Annotated in this window: 16 protein-coding genes; 11 read left to right on the plus strand and 5 right to left on the minus strand. The window is 40.4% G+C overall.

The window, feature by feature from the left end:
- Positions 1 to 10: 10 nt before the first annotated feature.
- The 5 genes from RYX56_RS16960 (at position 11) to RYX56_RS16980 (ending at position 3,337) form a co-directional block, all read left to right on the plus strand.
- On the plus strand, positions 11 to 1,042 hold the full coding sequence (locus RYX56_RS16960; RefSeq protein ID WP_317123230.1) for a LolA family protein: 1,032 nt from the start codon (positions 11 to 13) through the stop codon (positions 1,040 to 1,042).
- A 140-nt stretch (positions 1,043 to 1,182) separates the two neighbouring features.
- The gene (locus RYX56_RS16965) at positions 1,183 to 1,566 is read left to right on the plus strand and encodes a VOC family protein (protein WP_317123231.1); all 384 of its coding nucleotides are present in this window, start codon (positions 1,183 to 1,185) and stop codon (positions 1,564 to 1,566) included.
- A gap of 140 nt (positions 1,567 to 1,706) precedes the next feature.
- Complete coding sequence (locus RYX56_RS16970) at positions 1,707 to 2,369, plus strand: hypothetical protein (protein ID WP_317123232.1); 663 nt, start codon at positions 1,707 to 1,709, stop codon at positions 2,367 to 2,369.
- 27 nt (positions 2,370 to 2,396) lie between these two features.
- Positions 2,397 to 3,152 (plus strand): nucleoside phosphorylase, encoded by a 756-nt coding sequence (locus RYX56_RS16975; protein ID WP_317123233.1) that lies wholly within the window; start codon positions 2,397 to 2,399, stop codon positions 3,150 to 3,152.
- 17 nt (positions 3,153 to 3,169) lie between these two features.
- On the plus strand, positions 3,170 to 3,337 hold the full coding sequence (locus tag RYX56_RS16980) for a hypothetical protein (protein WP_317123234.1): 168 nt from the start codon (positions 3,170 to 3,172) through the stop codon (positions 3,335 to 3,337).
- Between the two features lie 65 nt (positions 3,338 to 3,402).
- On the opposite strand, the gene RYX56_RS16985 is transcribed toward RYX56_RS16980, so the two are convergent.
- On the minus strand, positions 3,403 to 3,663 hold the full coding sequence (locus RYX56_RS16985; protein ID WP_317123235.1) for a hypothetical protein: 261 nt from the start codon (positions 3,661 to 3,663) through the stop codon (positions 3,403 to 3,405).
- Positions 3,664 to 3,789: 126 nt separating this feature from the next.
- Here RYX56_RS16985 and RYX56_RS16990 point away from each other — a divergent pair, with 126 nt between their 5' ends.
- The 4 genes from RYX56_RS16990 to RYX56_RS17005 all read left to right on the plus strand — a co-directional run bounded on the left by RYX56_RS16990 (position 3,790) and on the right by RYX56_RS17005 (position 7,914).
- Positions 3,790 to 4,554 carry a carbon-nitrogen hydrolase family protein gene (locus RYX56_RS16990; RefSeq protein ID WP_317123236.1) on the plus strand — a complete coding sequence of 255 codons (765 nt, stop codon included), beginning with the start codon at positions 3,790 to 3,792 and terminating at the stop codon, positions 4,552 to 4,554.
- Positions 4,555 to 4,611: 57 nt separating this feature from the next.
- Positions 4,612 to 5,916 carry a flavin monoamine oxidase family protein gene (locus RYX56_RS16995; protein WP_317123237.1) on the plus strand — a complete coding sequence of 435 codons (1,305 nt, stop codon included), beginning with the start codon at positions 4,612 to 4,614 and terminating at the stop codon, positions 5,914 to 5,916.
- A gap of 250 nt (positions 5,917 to 6,166) precedes the next feature.
- Positions 6,167 to 7,081, plus strand: coding sequence for a protease HtpX (htpX, locus tag RYX56_RS17000; RefSeq protein WP_317123238.1), 915 nt, complete (start codon positions 6,167 to 6,169; stop codon positions 7,079 to 7,081).
- Between the two features lie 155 nt (positions 7,082 to 7,236).
- Complete coding sequence (locus RYX56_RS17005) at positions 7,237 to 7,914, plus strand: peroxiredoxin (RefSeq protein WP_317123239.1); 678 nt, start codon at positions 7,237 to 7,239, stop codon at positions 7,912 to 7,914.
- Positions 7,915 to 8,010: 96 nt separating this feature from the next.
- On the opposite strand, the gene RYX56_RS17010 is transcribed toward RYX56_RS17005, so the two are convergent.
- Positions 8,011 to 8,199 (minus strand): YuzK family famiily protein, encoded by a 189-nt coding sequence (locus tag RYX56_RS17010; protein WP_317123240.1) that lies wholly within the window; start codon positions 8,197 to 8,199, stop codon positions 8,011 to 8,013.
- 194 nt (positions 8,200 to 8,393) lie between these two features.
- On the opposite strand from RYX56_RS17010, the gene RYX56_RS17015 reads away from it, so the two are divergent.
- Complete coding sequence (locus tag RYX56_RS17015) at positions 8,394 to 8,723, plus strand: thioredoxin family protein (protein ID WP_317123241.1); 330 nt, start codon at positions 8,394 to 8,396, stop codon at positions 8,721 to 8,723.
- A gap of 203 nt (positions 8,724 to 8,926) precedes the next feature.
- Positions 8,927 to 10,246, plus strand: coding sequence for an MFS transporter (locus RYX56_RS17020; RefSeq protein ID WP_317123242.1), 1,320 nt, complete (start codon positions 8,927 to 8,929; stop codon positions 10,244 to 10,246).
- A gap of 45 nt (positions 10,247 to 10,291) precedes the next feature.
- Here RYX56_RS17020 and RYX56_RS17025 read toward each other — a convergent pair whose 3' ends face one another.
- The 3 genes from RYX56_RS17025 to RYX56_RS17035 form a co-directional block, all read right to left on the minus strand.
- On the minus strand, positions 10,292 to 10,756 hold the full coding sequence (locus tag RYX56_RS17025; RefSeq protein WP_317123243.1) for a hypothetical protein: 465 nt from the start codon (positions 10,754 to 10,756) through the stop codon (positions 10,292 to 10,294).
- A gap of 265 nt (positions 10,757 to 11,021) precedes the next feature.
- On the minus strand, positions 11,022 to 12,023 hold the full coding sequence (locus tag RYX56_RS17030) for an HAAS signaling domain-containing protein (RefSeq protein ID WP_500660515.1): 1,002 nt from the start codon (positions 12,021 to 12,023) through the stop codon (positions 11,022 to 11,024).
- On the minus strand, positions 12,023 to 12,358 hold the full coding sequence (locus tag RYX56_RS17035; RefSeq protein ID WP_317123245.1) for a PadR family transcriptional regulator: 336 nt from the start codon (positions 12,356 to 12,358) through the stop codon (positions 12,023 to 12,025). The genes RYX56_RS17030 and RYX56_RS17035 overlap by 1 nt, the downstream gene beginning before the upstream one ends.
- Positions 12,359 to 12,514 lie beyond the last annotated feature (156 nt).

Raw genomic sequence — 12,514 nt, forward strand, 5'->3', positions numbered from 1 at the left:
TGGGGATGAGATGAAAAAGAAGATGATATTGTTTGTCGTGATCGCTCTTATTATGTTAAGTGGCTGTCAGATGAGAGGTTTAAGTGGTACGGAGGTAATGGCGAGTATGATTGAGGCAGATCCATCAGCTAAAGCTTATTACATGGAGACTGCTTACGAAGGAAATGAAAATGATCCGTTCACGATGAAGGAGTGGCGGATGTCAGATGGAAGGTATCGAATGGAAATGTATGAGGGGGAGGAGCTTGTTTATGTTTCTCTCTATAGTGATGAAGGGTCCGTTACACTCGATTATCAAGAGAAACAAATCATAACGCATGACTCACCAGAAGCCGCAACGTATCTTGCTCAAACACCACGTGAGTCAACGATGCAGATGCTTGAAGCGATGTATGATCACTATGAGATCGAGGTGAAAGAGGAAACGACTTTACTTGACCGCGACGTATTCGTTCTTCAGTTAAAAGCAAAGCAAAGCAACAACGATGAGATGGAGATCTGGGTTGATAAAGAAGATTGGGTACTCCTCAAAATGGATTTAGCTTTCGACGAGGAATGGATGACGAGTGAGGCTGTTGTGTTTGAACTTAGTCCAAAAGTGGAGGATTCATTTTTTGTGATCGATGAGTCTCTTGACTTTGAGAAAGTCTCGCTTGATGAATTATCAGCGATAGAGCCAATCGAGCTCTCTCAGGCACAAGAGATGGCGAACTATTCCTTTTTAACACCAAGCGATGAGTATCATATTTATGAGGCGAGTACGTACCCTAGACAAGATGATGAAATCGGGATCAATCTAACCTACAGCGATGAAAGTGGGCAAATCCTCTTTTCCTATGAAGTGTTTAAACGAAGTGATCCGCTCGTGGCCGTTTTTGGAAATGAAGAAGAGGTCGAAATTCGAAGTGAGGAAGGGCTGATCATTTGGGATAAGTCTTTGAATATGATTTCTTGGCAGGAAGATGGCATTCAGTATAGCTTTTATCCTGAAGCCCCCCTTTCAAAAGGTGAAACGATTGAGATCATTGAAGGGATGAACTAAGTATAGGTGAATTGAATGTACAACGAAGAGCGATTACTCCACAGTGGTCGCTCTTGTTTCTTCTAATCAGGCAAAAGAGCAAAGTTTAATATGGTATAATTTAGAATATTTAGAACATATATGTCAAGGGGGAGTTTCTGTTGGAATTGACTCATACGCGTTTGCTTGTCGATCAATATAGAGAATGCTTTTTGTTTTACCGGGATGTTTTAGGATTTGAGGTGTCATGGGGAGATGAACAATCCTTGTATGGACAATTCAAGGTTGGTTCATCTCAACTTGGGTTGTTTGAGAGAAAACAAATGGTTGATGCTGTGGGTGCTTATTATCAGGATGATGATACGAAGGTCGACCGAGTCGCATTAATCTTAAAAGTAGATGATGTAGAAGCAAAGTACAGAGAACTTAAAGATAAGGTGAATTTTATCACAAAACCGAGAGAACAAGCTGATTGGGGACTTAAGGTAGTTCATTTCAGAGATCCAGATGGTACTCTTATTGAATTGTATGAGAATCTACTTTAGCTTGAAATGTGGATGGTAGATGAGCACCATATATACCTTCATACCTGGTTGTTCGACTAATAGACTATCTGAAGCTAATCATCAGAAGTATTCGATGCTTTGTTGATGAGGAAGAACCGAGGGAGGGATAACGACTTAACATGAAAAACTTCATTATGAAAATGGTGTTGGATAAGTTCCACTTTTTAAAGGTTCCTGAGTTAGATTTACCTCCACAAGCCATTCAAGAGTTTGATGAAATGTATGAAAAACATATTTCGGTTGAAAAATGTCATTTAATTCCATATAAAAGTGAGTATCCTAAGTACTTGTTTTTACATTACCTCATTGAAAATAAAAATGTGCTTTTTCATGGCTCAAATGACTCAACGATACGTAAGTTAGAGCCAAAGGTGCAAACCCTTTTTAATGGCAAACCAGTTAGAGCGGTTTTTGCTGCATCGGATGGAGTGTGGTCGATGTTCTTTGCTGTTATGAACAAAAAAGGTTATGAAGGTTCTGTCAGAAATCTCTGCTTAACTCTTCCGACAAAAAAAGGAATCAAACGATATTATTATTTTTCTGTAAATAAAAATCAGGAGGATAATTGCTGGATCGATGGAACAATCTACATTCTGCCGAAGGACCGTTTTAGCCAAGGTGGAATCAAAGACGAATGGATTTGTGAAAGCACTATAGAGCCTATTTCAAAGTTATCCGTGACTCAAGATGATTTCCCTTTCTTAGATAAAATCAGAAAGCATAAAGAAACAGAATCCATTGTAAAAACAATAGCAAGAGCGCTACTTATTAAACCTAGTTAGGAACTATATTAATCCAAAGGAGCTGCGATGAAGTTATACGGTGAATTTTCAAAGCAAGATTGGCTACATGTATTTGGAATAGAGGAAGATAAAGTTCCTGCGTCTTTTATTATCCACGGGGAGTGGGAACATACTGAAAATATTATTCTCTGGAAGCATACACTTGAAAATGAAATGTGGCTACCAAAATGGAATACAGTGGTTGGATCTTACGAAGGAACCAGTATTGGCTTTGCGAATGTATATGGGAGTCCGATGGCATCTACTATCACTCATCAATTTGCCTCAATTGGCACCGAATCCTTCATTCAGACAGGATATTTTGGAGGGTTAACCCAAGATATGAAGTATGGTGATATTCTGATTGTTAATGAAGCTCTCATGCAGGATGGTGTTTCTCATTGGTATTTACCAAATGAAACAACCGTAAAATCTGACGAAACACTCGTAAATGCGGCAATAGAATATTGCGAAAAGAAAGGCTATCATTATATTGTAGGAACCATTCTTTCAACAAGTGCGATGCTTCTTGAAACGAGAGAGATGATTGATGATTGGTCCAGAAGTGGATATGCGGGGGTGGACATGGAAACGGCGACCACCTTAGCAGTAGCAAAATACTTTAATAAAAATGCAATTGGACTCTTAAACCTGTCGGATCATCTAATAGCAGGGGACACCATTTTTAGCTACACAGAAGAACGTGAGCAGATCGAGAGTCAAACAGATGAAAAAATAAGAGAGGTTGCACTCTATTTAGCAACTCTCACAAATAAACGTTAATCAGAGGGGGGAACGGCTTGGATTTGTTTTTCTACATTACCATTATTGTCGCACTATCTCTTATGTACTATGCTTATGATAAGAAGAAAAGTTATGAAATTAGAAGACTTGAAGTAGAATTGGAGCATAAAAAAGTGGAATTAGAGATGAAGAAAATCGATCAAGATCAGGGGCGAGCTCAGTAATCTAGAGAAATGAAAGGGCAAGATGCACATACTAGCATCTTGCCCTGCTTTATATTTAAATAGAATTAGAACAAAGCTAGTTGCTCTTGTTCTGGTTCAGGCGATTTTTTTGATTTCGTTTTTTTAATAGGTTCGCCCACGACTTCCTGAGGAGGTTCAATTTCAACTGGTGTGATTGGGACTTGTTCCTGTGCAGAATAGGAGTGCTTTTCATTACATAAAGGGCATGTGTAAATGGTGTTGGGCAGACGGGACATAGCCAATTGAATGCGTTCTTCTTTTGTCATGTTCTCCTGTTTCGAACAGGCTCCACAAATTTTATCCATATCTTCACCACCCTTTTTTACTTCGTTTACCTTACCAACGAGATACTCATTTTTCCATTGTACCATTTCTACTGAAAATTAAAATGCTATTTACCATCTCAAATTGATCAAAGAGGAGAGAATTGTATGAGAAAAGTTAAGATAGCTTTACTACACTTACTGCCGATTGCAGGAGACATTTCATATAATCAAAAATTGATTGAAAAAGCTGTTAGGTGTGCTGCAGTTAAAGAAGTTGATTGGATTATCACACCAGAGCTCGCTGTGAGTGGGTTACAGTTCTCAAGAAAGATTGGAACGCACTGGATTAATCAGCAACCAGATGAATGGATGACTCGATTTATGGACTTGGTCAAGTCTCTTCAGGTCAATGTCTTTCTCGGTTGCCCTGAAAAATCAAAAGAGGACAAGTACTACAATTCCGTCTTCATTATTGGGAAAAATGGACAATTGCTAGGAACGCAAAGAAAGATCTCAAGCGTGACAGATGATTGGTCGACATCGGGTGAATTTGTTGAACCTATTAATGTGGATGGAATAAAGGTAGGGCTCTCAATTTGTGCTGATTCTTATACCCCCGCAATAGCGAATACGTTGCTTGAAAAGGGGAGCGAGATTCTCATAGCACCCTCTGCCTGGGGACCGGGCTTACACGGACCAGATGGGGAATGGGAGCAAAGGTCTATCGATACAGGACTTCCTTTATTTGTTTGTAACCGAACAGGAGAAGATGAAACGGTACTGTTTTGGGAAGCGAAGAGCCTAGTGATTAAGAATGGCGAGCATCTATTATCTCACTCATCAAAACAATCGGCGGTCTTAACATTTGAATGGAACCTTGATGAGAGGGACGTGATCTCAGACCAGTTTGATGTTGAATATTTAAAGTGAAGAATGAGGAAGATATAGGAAAGTGCATGTTTGATATTAACATTGGGGTTGAGGGGCTTGTTAGATCAAGAAACGAATAAAACTGTTTTCCATGACACGTATCAGAAGTCCGTTACCGTTATCGGGGCTGGTATTTCTGGGTTAAGGGCGGCTGGAATTCTTCATAAAGAAGGCTTTCAAGTCAAACTTTTGGAAGCAAGTGACTACATTGGCGGCCGACTTAAAACGAACAGAAGCTTAAGTAATTACGCTTTTGATGAAGGTGGATGCTGGATTCATACACCAATAGGAAATCCTTTAACCGAAATGGCTCAAAAATTGGGTGTAGAGACGGTGGTGACCGATGATAACTGGATCATCGTTTATGACGAAAATGGTGAAAAGATACCGAATGAGAAGTTTGAACGAGAAAAGGAGCATTTCAATAGTGTGCTAAAGAACGTGAGTCGATTTGGTGAGGTTGGAACAAGTTTTGAACATATCTATAAGCGTGAGTATGCAGAGGATATGAGTTTAATTCAGCAGTTTCTGTTCTCCACGTATTTGACTTCTGAGACAGGAGACCTGAATCAATTATCTTCAAAGTATTACGATATAGAAGAGAGTTTTGAAGGAACAGATACAATAGTTAAAGATGGTTACGATTTGTTGATCAGCTATTTAGCTGAAGGGTTAGATATTGAATTAGATCAACGAGTCCGCTCCATTGATTACACAGCAGCGAAGGTACGTGTAAAAACCGATACCAAAGAGTATACATCCGATTATGTGATTGTCACCGTTCCACTTGGTGTGTTGAAAAAAGGATCGATTTCTTTTACGCCTTCATTACCAAAGGGGAAACAAGAAGCGATAAAAAAGATTGGTGTGAATCAAGTAAATAAATTTTTTGTGGAATGGGAAAAATCATTTTGGGATCCTACCCAATTTATTGGCTATACGAACGCTGAGAAGCATAAGTTCAACTATTTTTTAAATGTGAAAATAGTTAAACCAACTGTAAATGGATTAATTACCTTTGCGTTTGGGAAAGAAGCAAGCAGGCTCGAGAATAAAGAAGATCATGAAGTGATAGAAGAGATAATGAAATCCTTACGTGTTATGTATGGCTACAATATTCCGATGCCTAAAAACATACTACGAAGCAAGTGGGTTCATAATGAAAACACGTTTGGTTCTTATTCCTATGCCTCTTTGGAAACGAGGCCAGAAGATTTTGATAGGATGGCAAAGTCTATTGATGGGAAGCTATTCTTTGCTGGTGAGCACACCATTAAAGAGTATTTTTCTAGCGTTCATGGTGCATACTTAAGTGGTTTTAGAGAAGCAAACAAAATTCTCTCACTTACGAAAGGGAAATGAATGATAGGATTGTAAGCTTTATACGTGCATAAACAGAGATAGGTGGAATAGTATCCATCTATCTTTTCGCTTTATCCAATAATTTATAGTTGATTGATTATTTTTTAATTGAAGTGAAACCTTTTTTAAAGTGAAACGTAAGTACAGATGGAGTGCTCATAGCAGCTACGTGAGATGGTAAGTTTCTTTCATGCGTAGTGAAAGGAATTCATGTTAAACTAGTACATATAAACATATTGGAGGCTGAGAAATGGGTAAACGATTGTTGCTTTTTATTGGAACGAATATTCTTGTCATGACGACGATTGTGATTGTTTGGTCGTTGATTACGACATTTACGAATATTAATGGGTCTTTCCAAACAGGTGGTCCTGGACTTGGAATTGACTTTGTCGCTTTAGGGGTATTTAGTTTAATTGTCGGGTTTGCAGGTTCATTTATTTCACTTGCTATGTCACGCTGGGTAGCGAAAATGATGATGAAGGTGAAAGTACTAGACCCGGATGGTCAACTGACACATGAAGAACGTGAAGTAGTGGAAAAGGTACACCGCTTCTCTCGTGCTGCTGGGTTAACGCATATGCCACAAGTGGGGATTTATCCTTCGGCTGAGGTAAATGCATTTGCAACAGGTCCTTCAAAGAAACGCTCACTTGTAGCTGTTTCACAAGGCTTGTTAAACACGATGGATGATGATGCAGTGGAAGGTGTTATTGCCCATGAGGTCGCGCACGTTGCGAACGGAGATATGGTGACAATGACCTTATTACAAGGAGTTGTGAATACATTTGTTGTGTTCTTCTCACGTATTGCAGCGATTATCGTGTCACGCTTTGTACGTGCTGAACTACAATGGATTGTTCAGTTTGCAGCCATTATTATTTTCCAAATTCTATTCTCGATCCTTGGAAGTCTTGTTGTCAGTGCGTACTCTCGTCATCGCGAATTCCATGCTGACAGAGGTGGGGCAGATTTAGCGGGCCGCGATAAAATGGCTCATGCCTTGCGTTCATTAAAAACATATGTGGACCGTGCAAAGGTTCAAGACCGTACAGATGATAGTGCCGTTCAAACGATGAAGATCAGCGGAAAAGGTGGAATGATGAAGTTATTCTCGACTCACCCGGATCTTGATGAGCGAATTGCACGATTAGAACAACGTTAATCAATGAATGAATGAATGAATAAGAAGGCTGGAACAAAAGGTCGTCACGAAACGATCTTTTAGTGACAGCCTTTTTGTATGCAATCAGGTTTCATTCACCTAATTTAACCTAGGCAAATATATATAAGGGAGGGTAAATAGGAGGGGGAATGGGAATGGAGCAACAAGTTCAAAGGGAATTACCACCCCAAATAGGTGATCGTCTTCCAACGTTTAACGTTCAAACAACACAAGGAAGAAAGACATTACCGGAAGATTATGCAGGAAGTTGGTTCATGTTATTTAGTCACCCAGGAGATTTTACGCCTGTATGTACAACTGAGTTTGTCTCTTTTGAAGGAAATCAACAGTCATTTCAGGGCTTGAATACGGAACTAATTGGTCTTTCCATTGATACAGTATTTGCTCATATGAAATGGATTGAGTGGATCCAGGATAACCTCGGTGTCGCAATTACGTTTCCTATAATAGCCGATGAATTAGGGATGGTAGCAAACCGTTTAGGCATGATTGCACCTGAAGCAGGTACTCGCGCGGTTCGTTCCGTCTTTATTGTCGATCCAACTGGGCATATTCGTATTATTCTTAACTACCCCGCAGAAGTAGGGCGAAATACAAATGAATTACTCCGTATACTGGAAGCCTTACAACTTGCTGATGGCTATGACGTAAAAATGCCAGCAAATTGGCCGGGTAATGAATTAATCGGTGATAAAGTGATATTAGCACCACCTACTGATGTGATGAAAGTACAAGAGAGGATGGAGCAAGCAGAAGCTAATGAAATAGAGTGTTTTGACTGGTGGTTTTGTTATAAGGATCTTCCTGAATAATGATTGCTGACATTACTTCGAGACGAAGTAATGTCTTTTTTTGTCAAAAAAACTGCCATAACCCAGTGGGCATGGCAGCTTCGTTTTGTAGGTTCATTAGCGAGAAAGCTTATTGTTTAATTCTTTCTCAAGCTCTTTATTTTTTTGATAATCTTTTTCGCGTGCTTTTTCTACTTCTATTTTCTTATCTAAGTCATGGAGGTATTCCTGGTGACTAATTCCATGTGATTGTTGCAGGCCTTTTTCCATTACTTCTGGTATTTCTTGTTCCCTTTTATTTGTCAATTTTGACACTCCTCTAAATTTGCAGTTGTATAAAAGGTTCCCTTGGAGGGGAGTGGTTAAACGTAGAATTTTAATTTTCGATACGGTTCTTAATGGAAAAAAGTATGGGGGAGCTTTCCTCATGATACACTATAAGAAGAAAATGGAAACTGTTTAATGTAGGTTTACGTATAGAAAAGATAGGAGCGGATCTTATGACGGAATTAACAGCAATTGATCAGGTCGATCCATTTATTGAAGAGAACAAGTTTAGTTTTATTTATGTATCACGGACGAATTGCAGTGTATGTCATGCACTACTGCCACAAGTGAAAGAAGTACTCTCACAGTTTCCAAACATTCAATTGGGGTTTGTTAATGCAGATGAGCTTGAAGAAATTGCTGGGAGATTGTCGATCTTTACAGTGCCAGCCCTTCTTTTCTTTGTAAAAGGAAAAGAAGTGATCAGAGAAGCACGCTTTGTACAGATAGAAGCTCTGAGAGAAAAGATCGGTCGGATTTATGAGATGAATGCGGAAGAGTAGGAGGGGAAGTTATGCTTGAGTTTATTTTCAGCAATTTATTTTTCTTACTGCCGTTATTCCTATCATTAGGCTTATTAATTTGGATGGCAAAAGGAAAGTCATCACACAACCAATCGAAGTAAATGATTAAATACCCCCGTCCGTTCATATGGTAAACTAGAAACAAATTTAATAGGTGTGCTCGATTGAGGGGGAATGGCAAGATGAGTAGTTTAATACAACATAATCAACCTGCATGGATCGAGGATTACATTGACTCACCAGAAAAGCAGCGGAGACTGTACAAAAGGACGCTAATCATCGTAGTCCTTTCACAAATTTTCGGTGGTGCCGGATTAGCAGCTGGGATTGCTGTGGGAGCCCTTCTAGCTCAGGAGATGCTCGGAACAGATAGCTTTGCAGGCGTTCCAATTGCCTTGTTTACTCTTGGCTCTGCGGGGGCCGCACTCGTTGTAGGACAGCTGTCGCAACGATTTGGACGGCGTATAGGGTTAGCAGCAGGGTTTTTAGCCGGAGGATTTGGGGCAGTGGGGATTATCGTCGCAGCTGTGATCGATCATGTACCTTTATTGTTCCTATCCTTGGTGATCTACGGAGCGGGTACCGCAACAAACTTACAAGCGCGTTATGCAGGTACAGATTTAGCAAACGCCAAACAACGCGCAACAGCCGTCAGCATCGCCTTAGTAGCGACGACTTTTGGGGCTGTAGCAGGACCAAATTTGATAGAAGTTATGGGTGAGTTCGCTTTATCGATTGGCGTTCCCGCTTTGGCTGGTCCGTTTATTTTGGCAGCGGCAAGTTTTATTTTGGCTGGCTTGGTGTTACTAGCATTACTTCGCCCTGATCCATACATTCTCGCTAAAGCAATCGCAGAGAGACAGCAAATTGATGAAGGTAATCTAACTAATGCTGAATCAGAGCCGATGGTTAACCGTAATCGAGGGATTATGGTTGGCGCTGTGATCATGGTTTTAACGCAAATGGTGATGATTGCGATCATGACGATGACGCCTGTTCATATGGGCCATCACGGTCACAGTATGAATCAGGTCGGTTTGGTGATTAGTCTTCATATTGGAGCGATGTTCCTTCCGTCCCTGCTGACAGGCTATCTCGTTGATAAAGTAGGTCGAACAGCGATGGCGATCGCCTCAGGGGCGACTCTTTTAGCATCAGGAATATTGGCGGCTGTAGCTCCTCCTGAATCGATGCTAGGTCTTACAATTGCGCTTATCCTTTTGGGACTAGGCTGGAACTTTGGCTTAATTAGTGGCACAGCCCTTATTGTTGATGCAACAACGCCGTTTAACCGTGCCAAAATTCAAGGGTCAGTTGATGTATCAGTTGCATTATCTGGAGCGGCTGGTGGTGCAATGTCTGGCATCGTCGTTGCACATACTAGCTTTATGTTTCTTTCATACGCAGGAGGCTTTCTTGCGCTTTTACTTATCCCAGTTGTTGTTTGGGCGAATAGGAGTGCCAAGGAGGAAACAAAAGATGCAAACAGAATGAATGCATAAAAAAAAGACTTACTTCCACAAAAGGGAGTAAGTCGTTTTTATTCTCTACACGCGATCAAAGCCTTCTGCTTCTAAGTAATTCGCTGCTTCTCTATAAGAATTAAATGTACCATCAAGGCTATCGTCGTCGGCATACACATTCCAAATATCTTCTTCTTTTAAGATCGTTAACGTGACGGTGTTTTCATTGATCCACGTTTCTTCTGTTGGGTCGTTTGTCGGTGCTTCTTCCTTTGGTGTTAAGGAAAGGATCGATTTACGAACTGTCGCACGAAGCGCTTTTTCAGTGAAATCACGAATATTGACCATCCCTTTGTCATTTGTCTCATAGCCAGTCATTCTTCCGGCATAGACAAAGCCATTCCCATTTGGGTGCAAGTGATAGACAACATTTTTATTATCATAAGAGCTCTCATTATAATGGAAATTCACTCGGCCTAACGAGACATCTTTACGCTCAAGCTCTGGGAATGATTCAATAATCGCTAATTTTTCTTCAAATGTTAACATGGTACCTCCAATAAATCTTCTAATGTGTTGATGCCTCATTATACCATACTTTGATGTTGGGATTTTATTCCAAAATGAGCTCAATAAACTCCTTTTTACGATAACCCTCTTAGAAAGGTTCCGATTAAACGAGGGATGAACAAGACGATATCGCCTGCAATGCCAATCGTTGTACTCAAAAGCATGTCTTTGTCTTCGCGCTTACTCTCACTCACGCATCATCACTCCTGCTTTTTGTTAAATTATACCATAGTGCATAGGAGCACTACAATCTTGCTTTCCTAAAGCCATCAATCGTTGAAATGATAGCCACAACTATGAGGGTAATGATCGCTGATGCAAGGATCCAAGTGAAAAATTGTTCAACAGTCGTGCTCATGGAATCAGCGAATACATTCGTCATATAGCTCACAAAAGTAGGCTCAAATAACGAAGGAGTCGTGAGGATGATGATAAATAAGACCGTATAAAGCACATTGTAGAATGAATTGAAGAGAGCTAACTGCATTGTCCATTGTCCACTCACCCATTTTATAATTGATAAAGCAATTTCTGCGGCAATGATTAACATTATGACCGGCCAAAACGTCAGTAGCACTTCTTTTGAAAAGATCGATGTCACAAGCTCTAATCCGCCACCTTCACGAGGTGTGTAGATACCAATTAAATCGATTGCACTAAAATACAAAGCTCCCCAAATTGCGGTCCAGACTAATGTGGCAAAGACCTCAGCTTTTGAAATCGCCTTTTTCTTCGGAATTGGTTCAATCTCCTTTAATTCTTCTGGTGACCATTCCTTTGCAGTTGGTCTCACTAAATGAGGGGCTACACCTGCCCGTTCCACAATGACAAATACGAGAGTCACCCAAAATAACACATGAATCCCCGTTCCAAGTGCCATCCATATACCTTCTCCTAGTAACCCAATTATAAAGGGAAAAAAATCTGTGCCGTTGTATCGTAAAAAGCTTGTAGCGACAAAGGTGAGGAGGATAACGGCTAACACGATCGGCATAATCATGCGAACGGTACTGAGGTAGAGCTCATAATATGCGGGCCCTATTAAATATGATGTACCTTCATGGTACTCATTTGCTAGTTTTATTGGGTCACCGAGCTTAGCGAGAACGGTGAGTAGTTCCTCTTCTGTATAATCCTCTGGTAGCATGTCTTCAATTGTAGAGCGCAGTTCAAGTCCGATATCCGCTCTCGTTTTCGCTGGCAGCCGTTTGGTGACTTCCTGAATATAGACATCTAATAGATTCATCACTCCTCACTTCCTTTCATCAGTTGATCGAGTTCATGTGTTGTTTTTTCCCACTCTCGTTTGAGCTCGCTTAAGATTTCGATCCCAAATTCACTCAGAACATAATACTTACGTGGTCTTGTATCTGAAGTATCCCAGCTGCTTGTGACAAGCTCTTGTTTTTCTAAACGCCGAAGTAGAGGGTAGAGGGTGCTTTGTTCAATCGTGATTCCGGATGTCTCAAGCCGTTGTACTAAGGAATAGCCATATTGAGGCGTACGCAATTGACTCAATACAGCAAGGGTTAACGTTCCGCGCCGTAATTCTGTCGTTAACGATTGTAATAAGTTGCTCATCAGCTCACCCCGGTTTCTTTATAGTGTATATCATACAGTATTATAAAATGAATAACAATATGGGATGGAAGGCGGAAATTCCGTACGAAGAAACCATTTGACAGATTTACAGCTCCTAGTATAAGGTAAAACTAATTACAAAACGGAAGGGTGAAC

This window comes from Alkalihalophilus lindianensis (assembly GCF_032843265.1).
GTDB lineage: Bacteria > Bacillota > Bacilli > Bacillales > Bacillaceae_D > Alkalihalophilus > Alkalihalophilus lindianensis.